The sequence below is a fragment of the Microseira wollei NIES-4236 genome (assembly GCF_020521235.1).
GTDB classification, from domain to species: domain Bacteria; phylum Cyanobacteriota; class Cyanobacteriia; order Cyanobacteriales; family Aerosakkonemataceae; genus Microseira; species Microseira wollei.
In genome coordinates, this window is record NZ_BLAY01000003.1 from 46,070 (window position 1) to 64,700 (window position 18,631).

The 18,631-nt window shown below is 41.7% G+C and carries 15 protein-coding genes; 13 read left to right on the forward strand and 2 right to left on the reverse strand.

Features of this window, described 5'->3' with window-relative positions; all coding sequences use genetic code 11:
* The 3 genes from MiSe_RS01990 to MiSe_RS02000 all read left to right on the forward strand — a co-directional run bounded on the left by MiSe_RS01990 (position 1) and on the right by MiSe_RS02000 (position 2,125).
* The gene (locus MiSe_RS01990) at positions 1–498 is read left to right on the forward strand and encodes a GNAT family N-acetyltransferase (protein WP_226573702.1); all 498 of its coding nucleotides are present in this window, start codon (positions 1–3) and stop codon (positions 496–498) included.
* 43 nt (positions 499–541) lie between these two features.
* Complete coding sequence (locus MiSe_RS01995) at positions 542–1,393, forward strand: hypothetical protein (RefSeq protein ID WP_226573704.1); 852 nt, start codon at positions 542–544, stop codon at positions 1,391–1,393.
* A 96-nt stretch (positions 1,394–1,489) separates the two neighbouring features.
* Positions 1,490–2,125, forward strand: coding sequence for a ThiF family adenylyltransferase (locus MiSe_RS02000; RefSeq protein WP_226573707.1), 636 nt, complete (start codon positions 1,490–1,492; stop codon positions 2,123–2,125).
* Positions 2,126–2,445: 320 nt separating this feature from the next.
* Here the strand turns inward: MiSe_RS02000 and rbp are convergent, their stop codons facing one another.
* A complete protein-coding gene (gene rbp, locus MiSe_RS02005) occupies positions 2,446–2,754 on the reverse strand; it encodes an RNA-binding regulator (protein ID WP_226573710.1) in 309 nt (102 codons plus the stop codon).
* A gap of 636 nt (positions 2,755–3,390) precedes the next feature.
* On the opposite strand from rbp, the gene typA reads away from it, so the two are divergent.
* From typA to MiSe_RS02050, 9 genes are all read left to right on the forward strand, one after another.
* Entirely contained in the window at positions 3,391–5,181 is a 1,791-nt protein-coding gene (typA, locus tag MiSe_RS02010) for a translational GTPase TypA (protein WP_226573722.1), read from the forward strand.
* 372 nt (positions 5,182–5,553) lie between these two features.
* On the forward strand, positions 5,554–6,588 hold the full coding sequence (locus tag MiSe_RS02015; protein ID WP_226573724.1) for a glycosyltransferase family 2 protein: 1,035 nt from the start codon (positions 5,554–5,556) through the stop codon (positions 6,586–6,588).
* Between the two features lie 156 nt (positions 6,589–6,744).
* A complete protein-coding gene (locus MiSe_RS02020) occupies positions 6,745–8,196 on the forward strand; it encodes an NAD(P)/FAD-dependent oxidoreductase (protein WP_226573972.1) in 1,452 nt (483 codons plus the stop codon).
* A gap of 99 nt (positions 8,197–8,295) precedes the next feature.
* The gene (locus tag MiSe_RS02025) at positions 8,296–9,474 is read left to right on the forward strand and encodes a glycosyltransferase family 2 protein (RefSeq protein ID WP_226573736.1); all 1,179 of its coding nucleotides are present in this window, start codon (positions 8,296–8,298) and stop codon (positions 9,472–9,474) included.
* A gap of 39 nt (positions 9,475–9,513) precedes the next feature.
* Positions 9,514–10,338: an ABC transporter permease gene (locus tag MiSe_RS02030; protein ID WP_226573739.1), complete on the forward strand. Its 825-nt coding sequence runs from the start codon at positions 9,514–9,516 to the stop codon at positions 10,336–10,338.
* 14 nt (positions 10,339–10,352) lie between these two features.
* A complete protein-coding gene (locus tag MiSe_RS02035) occupies positions 10,353–11,636 on the forward strand; it encodes an ABC transporter ATP-binding protein (RefSeq protein ID WP_226573742.1) in 1,284 nt (427 codons plus the stop codon).
* 54 nt (positions 11,637–11,690) lie between these two features.
* On the forward strand, positions 11,691–12,755 hold the full coding sequence (locus MiSe_RS02040; protein ID WP_226573746.1) for an NAD-dependent epimerase/dehydratase family protein: 1,065 nt from the start codon (positions 11,691–11,693) through the stop codon (positions 12,753–12,755).
* 61 nt (positions 12,756–12,816) lie between these two features.
* Complete coding sequence (locus MiSe_RS02045; RefSeq protein WP_226573749.1) at positions 12,817–13,233, forward strand: GtrA family protein; 417 nt, start codon at positions 12,817–12,819, stop codon at positions 13,231–13,233.
* 62 nt (positions 13,234–13,295) lie between these two features.
* Complete coding sequence (locus tag MiSe_RS02050; RefSeq protein ID WP_226573752.1) at positions 13,296–14,969, forward strand: glycosyltransferase family protein; 1,674 nt, start codon at positions 13,296–13,298, stop codon at positions 14,967–14,969.
* 211 nt (positions 14,970–15,180) lie between these two features.
* On the opposite strand, the gene MiSe_RS02055 is transcribed toward MiSe_RS02050, so the two are convergent.
* A complete protein-coding gene (locus MiSe_RS02055; protein ID WP_226573755.1) occupies positions 15,181–16,764 on the reverse strand; it encodes a hypothetical protein in 1,584 nt (527 codons plus the stop codon).
* A 290-nt stretch (positions 16,765–17,054) separates the two neighbouring features.
* Here MiSe_RS02055 and MiSe_RS02060 point away from each other — a divergent pair, with 290 nt between their 5' ends.
* Complete coding sequence (locus MiSe_RS02060) at positions 17,055–18,605, forward strand: glycosyltransferase (RefSeq protein WP_226573758.1); 1,551 nt, start codon at positions 17,055–17,057, stop codon at positions 18,603–18,605.
* Positions 18,606–18,631 lie beyond the last annotated feature (26 nt).

Below are 18,631 nucleotides of genomic sequence, written 5' to 3' on the forward strand. Positions count from 1 at the left end.
ATGCTCCCACTCGACATCCGACCCATACAACCAACTGATGTTCCCTTTCTTTGGGAAATGTTGTATTTATGTATTTACATACCTGAAGGGGCAGTTCCACCTTCAAAATATGAAATACTGAATAATCCTGACATTGCCAAGTATGTCAAAGAATGGGGACGCTCGGAAGATAAAGGATATATTGCTGTCGATTCTAAAAAAGGTGTTTCAATTGGATGCGCTTGGTTTAGACTGTTTAATAGTGCCAATAAAGGCTATGGATATATTAACGACACAACACCTGAGTTGAGCATAGCAGTTTTACCAGAATATAGAAACCAAGGGATAGGCAATCAATTAATCATCTGCTTATTAGAAGAAGCAAAGGTTAGTGGTTATGCAGCAATCTCGCTCAGTGTTGACTCGCATAATCCCGCTGTTTGTCTTTATCAAAGACTTGGATTTAAGCAAGTCGGTATTTCAGGAACGTCATGGACTATGAAAGTCGATTTAACTTAAGAACAATTAAGTTACGTTGATATTGATTAAATCAGGAGATGTTGTGACAGATATCCGCAAGCTAATAAATCAAATCGCTGCACAAGAAGCGCAGCTTCATCATACTCAGTTCCTCGCGCCTTGCGTGCGCAGCGGTTTTGTCCGCACCAAAGTATCTGGAATTATCTGCACTTTTACACCCAAACCCCGCAACTTTGAAGGCTGGGGAATCTTTCAACCTATCAGCGTTCCCAGCCAGAGTCAAGGAACGAGTATTGCTGAATTAGTTGATGAACCCAACTTGCCGCAATTGGCAGAATATCTCAAGTTACTTCCGGCAATGCGCTTGCGATTAGCTTATAGTTTGCAAGGCAAAACTTGGCTGGCTTATCCTATTAATGAATCTGATGCTAAACAGCGCATAGGTATTGCTAAGCCAGTTGCGGTAAATTTAGTGACGGAAGGAGTAGCATTTGAGTGCGCGATCGCGCGCTACGATGGACACACCTTCTGGTTTGAAGAACTCGACCGTCGCGCCGATCCAATCGTAGCCGAAAACCTGCGCCAAGCATTCAAAAAACAAACCCCGACGCCAGAATTACGCTTCAAAGGCATTACCCCAGAAATGCGTACCGCCTACGATTTGGCAACGCAACGGATAGCAAACTGGCAGCAAAAACGTGACGAGAAGCGCCTAGCAGCCGCCTTAAAGCAAGGTGGCGGCAATTTAGAAAAATTTAGCGATCGCACCGACCACTGGCTAGTAGAATGGACAACCGCTAACGGCGAACATCACACTTCTGCCATTACTAAAAATGACCTCACAGTCATCAGTTCTGGTATTTGTTTAAGCGGACGCGATCGCGACTTCGACTTGCAATCTCTAGTCGGCGTCATTGAGAATTTCAGATTTTAGATTGCAGATTGCAAATTTGAAATCTAAAATCTGCAATCTGCAATCAAATTAATTCCTTCAATCTCAAATCGGCAATCTGAAATCTGCAATCAAATTATGTCCATCTTCTTCCACGAACAACTTTATCGCACATCTGAAGTGATGGCGAAAATAAAAGACTTCCCAGTAACGGTATGCGGTGCGGGTGCATTAGGCGCGAATATCACCGAAAGTCTCGCCAGATCTGGCTTTGGGAAACTTAAAGTAATTGACCGCGATCGCATCGAAGAACGCAACCTTTCTACCCAACCTTACTATCGCTCAGATATCGGTGCAATGAAAGCCAAAATGCTGGCAAATTCCCTCTACCGCGCCTTGGGAGTTAATATAGACGCACAATCGAAAGAACTAACCGTCGCCAATTCCTCACAACTGCTGCACGATAGTTGTTTAATTATCGACACTTTTGATAACAGCGTTGCCCGACTGGCTGTAAAAGATTATTGCGAAACTGCCAACCTGCCTTGCTTGCACGTTGGATTAGCCCCTGACTACGCTGAAGTAATCTGGAATCAAGTTTATCGCGTCCCTTCACCCGCCAACGATGATGTCTGCGACTATCCCCTCGCACGCAACTTGGTAACCCTAACCGTCGCCGTTGCTTGTGAAGTTACTATCGCCTTTGTTTCTTCCAAACAGCAACAAAGTTACACCATAACCCTAGCCGACTTGGCGATCAAGTCATTCACCTAGCTATTCTTGTCAGACTGGCAAGCTAGCCATTAGCCATTAGCCATTAGCCATTAGCCATTAACCATTAGCCATTAGCCATTAGCCATTAGCCATTAGCCATTAGCCCGATCTATAGCTTCTCCCTCTCCCTCCGAGAGACTAAAAACCCTGTAGTATGCATGGCAACTACAGGGGTAAAATGACTGCTTTCGTTGTTATCTCAAGTTGGTTTAATGACCTTTCGCTAAAAGTGTTTAGCTTCACCAGGGTTTTCCGCTGAGAAACTTCAGTTTTGGCTACAGGGAGGGAATTTAACTCGAAATAGGGAAGCTGTTACGATTTTAGTAACGAGGTTGACGGGCACCCCGGTTATTGTTACCCCAGCTACCAGAAGGTTGCCTTCTGTCTTCGCGGGGCTTAGCTTTATTAACTTTAAGCTCTCGGCCCATCCACTCGGCTCCATCAAGCGCTTCAATCGCGGCTGTTTCTTCAGCATCGGATCCCATTTCCACAAAACCAAAGCCGCGAGAGCGACCTGTTTCGCGGTCTGTGGGGATCTGGACCCGTTTCACGGTTCCGTACTCTGAAAAAACGTCGCTTAAATCTTGTTGGGAAACCTTATATGACAGGTTGCCTACGTAAATCGACATTGACTCTCTCCAAATCAGACGGACATGTGAATAATTTTGATTCGGAGAGCCGCCTTTCCATACCAACTGTCAAGACTGAAAAAAACACTGCACCGAAATCAAAAACTGATTAGTAGTTTAGCACAGAATCTCTTGGTTAGGGCAAATCTTTTATAGCAAATTTCTATTTTGATCATAAACCCAACGGTAGATTTCTTTTGATCCCGTTAAAAATTTCTGGCTTAGCTATGTCTACAATAAGGCTTGAGGGAGAAAAATATCAATACAGATGGGCTAAAAACCTTTTAACGCAAGGTATAGAGCGTTTTTTGGCTGGGGGCGATTGCAGGAGTTTGCCTACGCGCCCCACTGCCACAAAAGCCCTTGCCCTAAGTTGCAAAATAATTGCTTCTATGTGGTTAAACTTCTGCCTTACCAAGTCGAGTAAATGCCACCTGGTAAATATTCCCATTAAAGTTAAGTTCTGGTTAATCAAGAGAAATTTTGTTATGACTCTATAAATCTACCTTTTGGGGGATGACGATCGATCTGTCATGTGTTCTTCACATAATTTGACCGTGGCGACGCAAAATCAGCTAAGATTATTAAAGAATTATTACACATAAACTGACCCATTCCTTGCCCTTAAAAGGTTCTATGACCCTCCCCATTCGCAACGTCGCCATCATCGCCCACGTCGATCACGGCAAAACAACCCTCGTTGACGCCTTACTCAAACAATCCGGCATCTTCCGCGAAGGGGAAGAAGTCCCAACCTGCGTCATGGACTCAAACGCCATTGAGCGGGAACGCGGCATTACAATTTTGGCTAAGAACACAGCAGTCAAGTACAAAGAAACCCTAATTAATATTGTAGACACTCCCGGTCACGCCGATTTTGGCGGCGAAGTCGAACGAGTGTTAGGCATGGTCGATGGCTGTATCTTAATTGTCGATGCCAACGAAGGCCCCATGCCCCAAACCCGGTTTGTACTGAAAAAAGCCCTAGAAAAAGGACTGCGCCCCATTGTCGTCGTTAATAAAATCGACCGACCCCAAGCCGACCCCTACGGCGCTATCGATAAAGTATTAGATTTGTTCCTAGAATTAGGCGCAGACGACGACCAGTGCGAATTTCCCTATCTATTTGCGTCCGGTTTATCAGGTTACGCCAAAGACAAGCTAGACGACGAAGGCAAAGACATGCAGCCTTTGTTTGAAGCGATTCTGCGCCACGTACCGCCGCCAGTAGGGGATGTCAATAAACTGCTGCAACTGCAAGTCACGACCTTAGACTATTCCGACTACTTGGGTCGGATTATTATCGGTCGCATCCACAACGGTACGATCAAAATGGGTCAACAAGCCGCGTTGGTTAAAGAAACCGGCGAAATCGTCAAAGCCAAAGTCACCAAATTAATGGGCTTTGAAGGGTTAAAGCGAATTGAACTCGCAGAAGCGACGGCGGGAAATATCGTCGCAGTAGCTGGTTTTGCCGATGCGAATATCGGGGAAACCATCACCTGTCCCGACGAACCGCAAGCGTTACCGCTGATTAAAGTCGATGAACCGACCTTGCAAATGACCTTCTCGGTAAACGATTCGCCGTTTTCAGGACAGGAAGGGCAATTTGTCACCTCGCGACAACTGCGCGATCGCCTAATGCGAGAATTAGAAACCAACGTCGCCCTCCGCGTCGAAGAAACCGACTCCCCCGATAAATTCCTCGTCTCCGGACGCGGCGAATTGCACCTGGGTATCTTAATCGAAAACATGCGCCGCGAAGGCTACGAGTTCCAAGTCTCCCAACCCCAAGTTATCTACCGCGAAGTCAACGGACAACCCTGCGAACCGTTTGAGTTTCTGGTATTAGACGTACCCGAAGACAGCGTCGGCGGATGCATCGAACGCCTGGGACAGCGCAAAGGCGAAATGCAAGACATGCAAGTCGGCGGTAACGGACGCACCCAGCTAGAATTTGTCATCCCCGCCCGTGGTTTAATTGGTTTCCGGGGCGAATTCATGCGCCTGACCCGCGGCGAAGGCATCATGAACCACAGCTTCCTCGACTATCGCCCCCTCTCTGGCGAAGTCGAACTGCGTCGCAACGGCGTGTTAATCGCTTTTGAAGAAGGAGTTTCCACCTTCTACGCCATGAAAAACGCCGAAGACCGAGGCGTATTCTTCATCACTCCCGGTACTAAAGTTTACAAGGGCATGATCGTTGGAGAAAACAATCGCCCCCAAGACCTAGACCTCAACATTTGCAAAACCAAGCAGCTAACCAACCACCGCGCCTCCAGCGGCGAAGAATTGGTGCAGTTGCAAGCCCCAGTAGAAATGAGCCTAGAGCGTGCTTTGGAATACATCGGATCCGATGAATTAGTCGAAGTAACGCCCAAGTCCATCCGCTTGCGGAAAATGGCGAAAAAGTTAGCGAAGCGCTAAACGCGAATTTTATAGCGGTTTGCACCCCTATGAGGTACACCGAAAGAATGCAATAGCGGCAGCATTAATGCTGCCGCTATTGCATTCGAGAGCCACTGTGGCTCTGCTTCACTCGAAAAGCAATCCGCTGTAACCAGGGTGGGCAACGCCCTTGGGCCCCCGCAACCTGCTTCAGGTTAGCGGGGGCTTCGTACTATAAAAGCATTTAAAAATCTGTATCCTAGATAACAATTTTCAAAACTTTGCATAAAAGCCGCAAAATAGCCGGAGAGTATTAAAGATTGAGTGAAAACAGTGTTTCCCTCATAGCAACAGGAGCGAACTCTTAATTAGTATAGACAAGAAATTAGCTAGCGACGGTAGGGAAGTAAGTTGAAAATTTCTGTAATTATACCAGTTTACAATGGCGGTGCAAGCTTCTATAGATGTCTTTCCAGACTAGCAGAAGCCGTCCCCCAACCAACTGAAATCATCGTCGTAGCCGATGGAGATACGGATGGTTCGAGCCAACTCGCTAAGGAATTTGGTGCGCGGGTATTTAGACTCCCCGTATCGCAAGGGCCAGCCAAGGCGAGGAATATAGGAGCGCGTGCCGCCACAGGCGATATCCTGTTTTTTGTCGATGCTGATGTGGAAATCGCTCCCGATACCATAGACCAAGTAGCAAAGATTTTCGATAGCAATCCGGATGTAGCCGCTTTGATTGGCTCTTACGATGATAAACCCGGTGCAGCAAATTTTCTATCCCAGTATAGAAATTTGTTTCACCACTACACTCACCAGACAGCTTCCGAGGAAGCATCTACCTTTTGGGGGGCTTGCGGGGCAATTCGTCGCGATATTTTCCTCAAAATGGGTGGATTCGACGAGAATTATCGCTATCCTTCGGTTGAAGATATTGAATTGGGCTATCGGTTAAAAAAGGCAGGATATAAAATTCGGCTGTGCAAGACAGTGCAAGTCAAGCACTTAAAGCGCTGGGGCGCGGTTTCGATGTTGAAAGCCGACTTCTTTTATCGGGCGCTGCCGTGGACTGAATTAATTATGCGCGATCGCAACCCGATGAATGACCTCAACCTGAAAGTGGAGAGTCGCATCAGCGTCATGTTAGCTTACGGGGTAGCGCTCGCTGGTATGATTTCAGCATGGTGGTGGGGAGCAGGAGCGATCGCTGCTGTACTAGCCTTATTGCTATTAGCACTCAACGCGCCAGTTTATCGTTTCTTTTATCACAAGCGCGGTAAAAAATTTGCCCTAAAAACCATCCCTTGGCACTGGCTTTACTACCTCTACAGCGGACTAGCATTTGCTATCGGCACAGTCCGCCACCTGTTCGACCAGTTCAGAGCGCGTCAAGTGACTCCCTCCCTAGCCAAAAAATACCGATTAGGCAGCAGGGGAACCTAAGTTCCACGTATAAGGTGGTTGACTGAAAAAAAAAGGAATACGCGTTACAAGTCCAGGGAGCATATCAGTGTTTTTAGCATTATGTTTCACTTAGAACCTAGATTAGATTGGGCGGAGAAACGGTTGGACAAGACAAGCGACTTAGAGGAAGCTGCTGTGGAACGTTATCCTGCGATTATTATAGGGGCTGGGCCTGCTGGTTTAACCGCTGCTTATGAGCTGGTCAAGCAAGACATTCATCCCATCGTTTTAGAAAAAGCAGACAAAGTGGGTGGAATCTCCCGCACCGAAACATACAAAGGCTATCGTTTCGACATAGGAGGTCACCGCTTTTACACCAAAGTAGAAGCCGTGCAGCAGCTGTGGCAAGAGGTGTTGGGTAAAGACTTCATCAAAGTACCCCGTCAATCGCGCATTTACTATCGAGGGCGATTTTTTAATTACCCCCTCGATGTTTATAATACTCTATCCAACCTGGGTTTCCTGGAGAGTTTACAGATTCTCTTAAGTTATTTCAAAGCCAAATTGTGGCCTTTACCCGAAGAAGAAAACTTAGAACAATGGGTGACTAATCGTTTCGGCGAACGTCTTTTCAAAACGTTCTTCAAAACATACACCGAAAAAGTTTGGGGAATACCTTGCGACAAAATTCAAGCAGATTGGGCAGCACAACGCATCAAAGGACTTTCTTTAAAAGCTGCAATCCTCAACGCTCTCTTCAAAACCAATAACACCAAAACCTTAATCAAAGAATTTGACTACCCGGTTCTGGGACCGGGGATGATGTGGGAGCGGTGTCAGGAATTAGTAGAGAGCAAAGGCGGGAAAGTGCAACTCGATACCAAAGTCGTTCGCATCGAGCGTCAGGGTAATCGGATTAGCAGTATCACCATACAACACGACGGTAGAAACCGTCAGATTTATGGAGACCATTTCATTTCCACAATGCCAGTTAGCGCACTGATTCATCGCCTCGATCCGCTCCCACCCGACGAGGTAGTGCAGGCGGCAAATAGCCTCAATTATCGGGCATTTATGATTGTGTCGCTAATGGTTAATCGACCCCATCTATTTACCGACAATTGGATTTACATCCACAGTCCAGAAGTAAAAGTGGGACGCATCCAGAACTTCAAAAACTGGAGTCCTGCAATGGTTCCAGAGCCAAATAAAACCTGCTTGGGAATGGAGTATTTCTGTACCGAAGGCGATGAGCTTTGGAAATTATCCGATGTAGAACTGATAGATTTAGCTACTCGCGAACTGGCTAGATTGGGTCTGGCGGCGGAGAGCGATGTAGAAGACGGTGTTGTGATTCGCCAACCCAAAGCTTACCCAGTTTACGACAGCGAATATCGTCAACATCTGAAAACAATTCAAAGTTTTCTCAGTAGGATTGAAAACCTGCAAACCGTCGGTCGCAACGGGATGCATCGCTATAACAATCAGGATCATTCCATGCTGACAGCGATGCTAGCAGTCAGAAACATTTTGGGAGAAAACCACGATTTGTGGGAGGTGAATACCGAACGGTCTTACTACGAGGAGTTTACGACAGACCCCTCGAAAAAGAAAAGTAAGACATATCTAAGCTCGAATTCGGGCTAAAAATTTAGAAATTCAAGGGACTTCCTGCCTAAAAAATTTAATTTCGGCAGGAGGTCATTCTAAACCCAGCGGATTCAATTAAAACAATCATCAGGATTTATGGATAATGTAGTCAATCTCACTCAGCCTTTAGTTTCAGTCATTATTCCGGCTTACAATGCTGAAAGGTTTATCGAAAGAACATTAAAATCAGTCCTTTCTCAGACTTATAAAAATATTGAAGTTTTGGTTGTGGATGATGGTTCGCAAGATCGAACGGCGGAAATTGTCAAATCAATCGCCGCACAAGACCAGCGGGTTATCTTGTTGCAACAATCCAATTCAGGGGTAGCAACAGCTCGAAATTTAGCAATTCAAAAGTCTAAGGGAGAATTTATTGCTCCGATTGATGCTGACGATATCTGGTATCCCCAAAATATTGAAAAGCAAGTGCAGTGTATCCTAAAGTCGGAATCGTCAGTTGGATTAGTTTACTCTTGGTCAGTAGATATTGATGAAGCAGACTCACCAAATGGAGAGTTTCGTGCTTCTAAAATCGAGGGAGAAGTCTATACAACTCTGTTGTGCCATGATTTTATAGCGAACGCCAGTTCGGTTCTAATTCGTCGGTCTTGCTTCGATAAAGTTCGTGGTTACGACCGCAGCTTGAAAGAACAGAATGGTCAGGGGTGTGAAGATTGGGATCTTTACCTGCGAATCGCGGAACATTACCAGTTTCGAGTTGTACCAGAGTTTCTAGTTGGTTATCGTAAGCTGCCTAACAGCATGTCTTGCGACTACACTTCAATGGCAAAGTCTCGTGAGTTGATCTGGCAATCTATCAGACAAAAATATCCAAATATTCCTCCTTCTATTTATCGATTGTCTACCAGTAGTTTTTATATGAACCTGGCACGTCAAAGTAGTCTTCACGGTAGACACAAGACTACTCTATTTTGGCTATACAAATCTTTGGAAAAAGAATTTTTTACGCCTTTTTTACGTCTTGGGTTTTATATATTGCTAATTAAAAGCCTGTTAAAACTTATGGCTCAGCCAGTAACAGCCTTAATTTGGACAGATCATAATGCTTGGGTAAATTTCAAGCAAAGATTTAAATCTAATAAGCAAGCAATTACAATTACCGATCTCAACAATCGACTATTGAATACAAACTTTAAAGTTTTAGCGGAAAGCACCTTGCATCGATTGGCTCCTATGATATTTGGCACTCCAAAAACCTGGTTAACAATTCTTAAAAAAGAAAACGGGATTTGTCAACCTATTAATGAACTTTAATCTGGTAGAATAATATAGTTTGTTGTCATTAGAGGAGAAATGAATACAAAAAAAATTATACTTAAGGCGGGTAATACAAGTAGCCAGTATTGGCAAGATTTGTGGCGTTATCGGGAATTATTCTACTTTTTGGCATGGCGTGACATTCTGGTGCGCTATAAGCAGACTGCCATCGGCATTGCTTGGGCGCTGCTGCGACCTTTTGTAACAATGGTTGTGTTTACTGTAGTATTCAGCAATATAGCAAAATTGCCCTCAGAGGGGACGCCGTATCCAATTTTAGTATTTGCGGCTATGCTACCGTGGCAATTTTTTGCCAATGCGCTGATGGATTGCAGCAACAGCTTAATTAACGACTCTAATTTGATTTCTAAAGTTTATTTTCCGCGCATGATTGTTCCTGCCAGTGCTGTGATTGTCAGTTTTGTGGATTTTTTAATCGCTGGCATGATTTTGTTGGCGTTGATGGCTTGGTATAACTTTGTACCCGATTGGCGTATCCTGACATTACCGTTTTTTATCCTGATTGCTTTTGCTCTCGCTATGGGGGCAGGGCTTTGGTTTGCCGCACTGAATGTAAAATACCGAGACTTCCGCTATGTTGTACCTTTTGTTGTGCAGTTTGGCTTGTATATTTCACCTGTAGGTTTTAGCAGTAGCGTTGTGCCAGAACAGTGGCGATTACTATATTCTTTAAACCCAATGGTGGGAGTGATTGATGGGTTTCGTTGGGCGATTTTAGGAGGGGAAGCAAAACTTTATGGTTCAGGATTTTTATTATCAGTTGCTTTAGTGGTTCTAGTCCTTGCTACTGGCATCTGGTACTTCCGAAGGATGGAGCGTAAATTTGCTGATGTGATTTGAGCGGGGACTTGGAGATGTCTGAAACTGTGATTAGCGTCGAAAACCTGGGAAAAAAATATATTATTGGACACCAGATGCAGGGAGAATATGCAACCTTGCGAGATCAGCTGACCAATGGAGCTAAGTTTCTGGGTCGTAAATTGCTCAGATTTTCCAGCAACAGAAAGCTCGAATCTACCCAAGAAGAGTTTTGGGCGTTGAAGGATGTGTCTTTTGAGATAAAACAGGGAGATAGGGTTGGCATTATTGGTCGTAATGGAGCTGGGAAATCAACTTTATTAAAGATTTTGAGCAGAATTACAGAACCTACTACGGGTGAAGTTGCCATTAATGGACGAGTAGCAAGCCTTTTGGAAGTAGGCACGGGTTTTCACCCAGAACTCACGGGTAGAGAAAATATTTATCTCAACGGTGCTATTTTGGGCATGAGTAAAGTTGAGATTAAAAGAAAGTTTGATGAAATTGTTGAGTTTGCAGAAGTAGAAAAGTTTTTAGATACACCCGTTAAACGTTATTCCTCTGGAATGTATGTGCGACTGGCGTTTGCAGTTGCTGCTCACTTGGAACCAGAAATTTTAATTGTGGATGAGGTGCTAGCAGTCGGTGACATACAGTTCCAGAAAAAATGTCTTGGAAAGATGCAGGATGTCTCGAAGAGTCAGGGGCGGACAGTGTTGTTCGTCAGTCATAATATGGAAGCCATCCAAAGGTTATGCTCCCAGTGTTTAATGCTTGAACGCGGACAGTTAACCGCGCAAGGTGATACTGCGAGTACTGTTGAAAGATATATAGCCAACAATTTTTATCAAACCTCCCCTAATAATTGGATTAATGTATCAGACCTGATCCGAACTGGGACGGGAGAGGCTCGCTTCGCGGAAGTTCAATACAGCAGTCTGAATGAATCAATTGGGTTTCAACCATATTCAAATGGCTCGCTTGAATTTTTATTAGCGATTGATTCAGACTCATCTAGATATGTTGGCAGTCTTGCCGTTATTATATATAACAAATCTGGAACCAAGTTAGTTAATGCCGATACGCTATCAATTGGTAAAGTTATATCTTTGCAAAAGAAACGTAATATAGTGAGGCTAAGACTCAAAGAATTACACCTCAAGCCTGATATTTATATACTTGGATTTTGGCTTGCCGATCCTTTAGGAGGTGAGGTGTTTGATTTTATCGAATATGCATGTGAAATTGAGGTAGTTAATCTGGAAGCAGAAGGGTTTGGCATGAGACCGCCCTTTGATGGTTGCGTGACATGTGATTTTGAGATTTTGTCAGTCACTTAGTTAGTTGAGTCTGATGGATTTAGAGCAGGTAAAACATTTAGGAAGCATGAAACTATGAGCATTGTTTTAGTGACAGGATCGGCAGGATTAATTGGGTCAGAATCAGTGCGATTTTTTGGCGATCGCGGCTTTACCGTTGTAGGCATTGACAACAACATGCGCCAGGTTTTCTTTGGTGCAGATGCTTCGACCGAATGGAATCGCGATCGCTTGCTCCAGGATTATGGCGATCGCTATATTCATCATACAGCTGACATTCGCGATCAAGAGGCAATTTCCCAAATATTTAAGACCTATAGCAAGGACATTAGTCTAATTATTCACACAGCAGCTCAACCATCTCATGACTGGGCAGCTAGCGATCCTTACACTGATTTTACTGTCAATGCGAACGGCACTCTAGTATTACTAGAAAATACCCGCCAACATTGTCCCGAAGCGGTCTTTATTTTTTGCTCCACCAACAAAGTCTATGGAGACACTCCCAATTTATTGCCACTCGTTGAACAAGAATTGCGTTGGGAAATTGAAGAGACACATCCCTACTACCAAGGGATTGATGAAACAATGAGTATCGATAACTGCAAACACTCTTTGTTTGGTGCTTCTAAAGTTGCCGCTGATGTGTTGGTGCAGGAGTACGGTCGTTATTTTGACATGAAAACGGCTAGCTTCCGAGGTGGATGTTTAACGGGACCGAGTCATTCTGGTACTCAGTTACATGGGTTTCTTTCTTATTTAATGAAATGCACGATGACTGGGAAACCTTATCAAATCTATGGCTATAAAGGCAAGCAGGTTCGCGATAACATCCACAGCTACGATTTGGTAAATGCTTTCTACCATTTTTATCTACAGCCGCGTGTAGCTGAAGTTTACAACATTGGCGGCAGTCGGTTTAGTAATTGTTCGATGTTAGAAGCGATTCAACATTGCGAAGCCATTACGGACAAAAAGCTTAACTGGAGTTATGCAGAATCCAATCGAATTGGCGATCACATTTGGTGGATTGGTGATGTCCAGAAGTTCAAAAATCACTATCCCGCGTGGGATCTAACCTACAAGGTTACGGATATCTTAAAAGAAATTTATACCCAAAATGTCGAGCGATGGGTATAGAGGCGGATTAAGTTTTTAGACTCTGATTTTCTGTCATTTTTGTTTTAATAGTTTCCCAAACATGTTAACCAAATTATCCCAAAATCGAATAGTCCGATTCCTCATCTGCGGAGGTGTTGCAGCAGCCTTCAATATTTTACTCCTCGCGATCATCATCGAGTCTTTCAATCTCGATCAACCTGTACTTCGTAACATTGCTAATGTTGTATCAATTGAGGTGTCCCTGCTGTTTAGTTTTTTCGTCTATCGGACTTGGGTTTGGTCAAAAAGTGCCTGGAAATTGAAAGAAGTTTTGTGGCGAGAGATTCCTCTTTACCACTTATCCTGTGGTTCTGTTGTTGCAATGCGAAGTTTAATTTTGTTTCCTGTTTTAGACTGGTTAGGTGTTAATTACTCCATTAACAGCCTAGTGGGAATAGTAATTGGCTCTGCTATGAACTATGTGATGAGCGATCAATTGGTGTTTAAAAGTAAGTAGAAATTGTTATCAAGGAATACGACTTAACTCATTTTAAGTAGCAACACAGAGGAGTAATTAGAATGAATATAGATCGGGATGATTCAAAACCAAATCGCTGTGAATATATACTGCCAGCACTGGCTATTATCTCATTAATTGCTTCATGCATTATCGTTTCTTATAAAAAATTATTTTGGAATGATGAACTCTTTTCTTACTACTTGATTGCTGACCCTTCTTTCGCTCATATGATGAGTGCTTTTAGTGACAAAATAAATGCTACGCCACCTTTATATTTTATTCTCGGATGGTTTTGGGCTAAACTATTTGGTTCCACAGAATTATCACTTCGCTTATTCTCTTCTTTGGGCATTTGCATAGCCTGTGCGACTGTATGGATAATGTTACGCCGCACTTATAATTTCTGGTCAGCTTCTATTGGAACTCTAGGTGTATTTTGTACCTCAGATATGATTTTGTATCAGAATGCTGAAACTCGAATGTATGGCTTACTTCTTGCTGTTTGTTCGTTAGCCTTGCTTAATTTTGATATTCTTAATAAGAAATCAAAATGCTCGTGGAATTTAATTATATCAAATATTTTTATTCATGCTGCTATCGTTCAAACACATATTTTTGGTATATTGTATAGCGCAGCAATTCTTTTTACTTTCATACTTCGAGATAAATACTTCAATGTTTTTCGACCGAAGATTTATCTATCTATAGGTTTAAGTTGGCTTTCTCTGATTTTATATATTCCTGCGTTTCTGAACCAAGCTGATGCTGGTAAACCCCGTACATGGTATGCTATTCCCGAACTCGCAGATCTTCTCATTAATTTAATCGGTGTTTCTTCATCATCTTATCTACTTTTTATATTTTTCTCTTTGATTTTAATTTCTGGATGTCAATTTATGTTCGATCCCGATCCTAGCGCTCGTCATGAATTTAAGACATCCAGACAAAATCTTCAATATTCAAATGAATTTTCTTTGTTAATATTCGCATTTGTTTTTTTGGCAGTTCCTGTTTTTGTCTGGATTATTTCACTCACTATCAAACCCATCTACTGGTACAGATATATGATACCTAGTACCCTAAGTTGGTCAATTTTAATAGCTTACTTAGCTTCATGCATAATTTCTCCAGGTGTAAGAGTTAGACTCAATATTTTTAATTGGGAAATATTTAGATTTTTGTTTACCAAAAAAACATCAATCCTATTGTTAACTCTAGCTACAATCCTTCTAGTCAATCCCATCCTCTACGGTAAAAATTTATCAAAGGAAGAGCTACCCGGATCAAATGATGATAAGTATGGATACAAAGAGCTACCTATTGTTACACAAATTTCTCATGATTTTATCAAACGCATTCATTACTCTCCTAACCGCTCTAGATATTTCTTTATATTAGATTGGCAGTCTGCTGTAGATAACTCAAGTGGACGGTTTACGCCTGGAGAATACAAAAATCTGGATGCGCTAAAAAGAAACTATCCTGAAGTATTCCAAAATAACATTATATTAAGCCAGGATTTCCTTAAGATGTATAATCGGTTTTTAGTACTAGATTATTTGAATTACAACCAAAAATGTACGTTGGAAGATTTTTTCTGTCCAAGATGGTTAGAAATGAGAATTTTAAATAATTCTAGTTATAAAGTTACATCTATTGGAGATATTAAAGTGACAACTATTCCAGGAGATATTCAAGATAGAAAATTATTATTAATAGATAAAATAAAGTAAGTATTACCAAATACATTGATTTTAATCCCACATTCCGCACCCTCAACTGTCACATTGAAGCTTGGGAGAATCAAACTCTGTGGTTGAGGGGGGAAAGGGAGCGCTGCTCCCCTTTACCCCCTCAAGATTGATTATCATTATCATAAACTGAGCAGAGAAAATCCAATTACTGCGGTAACCTTCAATCCCGATAATTCTAGGGCATAAGATTCTAGGGCATAAGATTTACCTTCATCCGTATAATTTCTCTGACAAAATTTACCTCCTCCCTTAGCAAATCGACTACCCACGGCTTAAAAGACCAATCCCAAAAATGACTGTGATGTGGAATTTTTAACACAAAAAGTGTGAAAATAATGACGACAAAGTAAATTACATAAAATCGTTGCAATAAGTGCCATTTGCAAAACCAATTTGTAATTTTAAAATAACTATAATAAATAGAAAACAAAAACTTCAATGGACACTTATTCCAACCATTCCACTTATTCTGAGAATTGCCAACTATTTCAATAAGAATTAAGCTAGGGCTTAAGAGGCAGATAGTATAACTAGTAGAAGTCATAAAAAACCATCTACCCCAATCCTGTGCGATTATATAGAGTACAGAAGAAAACATGAAAGGTATAAAAGCATATTTAAAGCTAAAACTTGAAATTACATGAACTGGATCGATCGCAGAGGAGAATTCTAGAGATCTATTATCCTGATTTTGTATTTTAATTTTTGGTTTGATTTTTTCCACAGAATTGATCAATATTCTTGATGATGTACGCATTAAGATAATAGTACATAGTAAAAAAGCAGATATCCATTTAAGAAACACTAAACCATTATTACTATAAATATTGTTTGTCCAAACTTCCATGACGAAATATCGAATTGGAAGTCCGATGTACTGTAACACCAATGGTACATTATCGGTTAAGGTGATCGTTCGCTTAGCAGGTAGATACCCTGGATCGCAATTTATTGATTTGTATTGGTTAATATATTCTTGCCAAGATTGGCAAATCACTACTGGGGTTAAGTCATTTCCTTGAAAAATCAAACATAAAAAAGTCACAAAAATGGTAGGGAAATAAATTATTAGAGTCCGCCATAAAACTTTTTTAATGGGAAATTTTAAGCCAATCAAGCTCGACGTAATTATCATGTTTAAAGGAAGGGCTAGAAAAATTATTGACTCGTGGCTAAGCGCAGTGGGAATAGATAGTAAATTATAGCAAATAAATAAACTACGAGAATACTGATTAATGGCATTTGTTAGATATTGTTCTTCATATTCAAGATCTTGAGCTATATGTAAATTTATAATTTTAATGGCTTTTTTAAGCAAAAATAAATTAACAAATAACCCAAAGAAAAAAAGAAACTCTTTTCTTCCTATTGCGTTAGGGTCATGTAAAGGGAATAGAATCAGAGATGGCAAGAACAGAACAACTATTAATGATTCCAAATCTAATACTTTTTTAGACTGTCTCACCTTAAAAAGGTATATACTATAGACAAGCAAAAATGTGATATAAGAAAACAATTTAATGAGCTTAAAAATATCTAAATTTAAATTAGTTAATAGCAAAAGGATTGCTCCGGGCAACCCTCTTCTTACAAATCCTTGGCTGTAATTAATTAGCCACTCTTCATAAACATAAGAAAATAAATAATTATTTATTAAAAAAATAGTTATAAAAAAGCCTATAGATATAATCAAGAAAAAAAATAAAACGATGCTTTTTATTAAATTTATTGAAATGCAATTATATTGATAGAAAAAAATTTTTTTATTGCTCATACTTAGATAACTCAGAAAGAAAATAGAATAGATCCGAGGTAACTATTACGGTGACTTGGTGAGCCAACATCCATAATAGAAAATTCATGTCGTAATTCATATAAAACTATATCTCACTTCAATCTAATTTGTCAAGAGAATTAAGAAAATTTATTGAAAAAGTTCATTAAAAGAAACATAAGTAAACCTCTGGCAGAATTACTTTTATGTTATAAGTAGGTAGGAACTAGCTTGAATTACGGAAGAGTCGAAATTTTCCCAGGATCGTGAATGATGGAGCAATAACGACCATGAGCAAACAAGTTGTAATTACGGAACAGAATACTCAAACAACCAACATTCTGGGAATTCGGGAACAGTACCGCGATCGCTATTGGAAAAAACGCGATCCAATTATTAACGATCGCTTGCTTTGGAGAGCGCAGACATTCCGTCATATGGTTCACCTGCTGCCGAACCAAAGTATTTTAGAGCTAGGTTGCGGTCAGGGTCTTTTTACTCGACAACTCTTCCACGTTTCTCGTGGGGAAAATCCTATTACTGCGGTAACCTTCAATCCCGATAATTCTAGACCAGAGGATTTGCCTTCATCTGTAGAGTTTCTCCACGCTGACTCGATTCCGGGGCCATTAGACGGGAGAACTTTTGACTTTATCATCGCGATGGATCTTTTAGACCAGCGTAATTGTGCTTGGGTTCTCCAAAATGTTTACGAATTGCTCAAGCCAGGTGGGCAAGTTATTTTTTATGAAAGCAACCCCTGGAATATAGTACTTAGAATCCGTCGATTCATTTCGCAAATTTTTGGAAAAAAAGATCCCCGGAAACTGCTGAATCGTCCTCAGCTTTATGAGTTAATTTCGGAAATTGGCTTGATTAGGGTGTTTGCAGTTTACAACGATTTTGTCTACGCACCGCTCACCCGACAGTTGATATGGTTGCTGCGAAACCTTTCAATTCTGCTAGAAAATACGCCGGTTATTCAAACCTTGGCTGGAGCAATTCTGCTCCACGCTCAGAAACCTCCCCGTATCGTGGAACGCCCCCAAATTTCCTTATGCGAACACGAGCAATTACGGGGGGCTATTTCTGTTGTGATTCCTTGTCACAACGAGGAAATGAATATCGAACCTTTGATTACTCGATTGAAGGGATTTTTTGGCGAATATCTCCACGAAATTATCCCGGTTGATGACAATAGCCGCGACAGCACTCGCGAGGTGATTCAAAGATTAGCAGATCAAGATCCGATAATTAAGCCAGTATTTCGGACGCCGCCAAATGGTGTAGGTAGAGCGATCGCAGATGGCTATCGAGTTGCTACAGGTAAATACATATTGTCAATGGATTGCGACTTCCAGCACCTCTTACCAGAAATACGGGATTTGTTTGATGCGGCAGCAGAGGGGTATGATGTTGTTGTTGGCAGCCGTTTTTCTCGCCATAGCGTGTTGCTCAACTATCCATTGCCAAAAATCGTCGTTAATCGCGGATTTCATGCCTTGGCTCAAATTCTGTTTCTTCGTTCTTTTCGAGACTTGACGAATAACCTGAAGCTCATGCGTCGAGAGGTGGTGGAGAATCTTCAATTAACACAACCCGGTTTTGCCGTCAATGCCGAAACCGGACTTCAGCCGCTTTTGATGGGTTATTCGGTAAAAGAAGTACCGATATCTTGGATCAATCGAACTCCAGATATGGGGGTGTCTTCGTTTCGTTTAGTTAAAGTTGGGGGTGGCTACTGGCAAGTTTTATTTCGACTGTGGCTCAAGACTGTCTTTAGGATTGGATACTACGCGAAAGGCAAAAAATACTTAGCATCACAGAAAAATTATTCATAAGAGAGGACATTTATTTGTTGCAAACA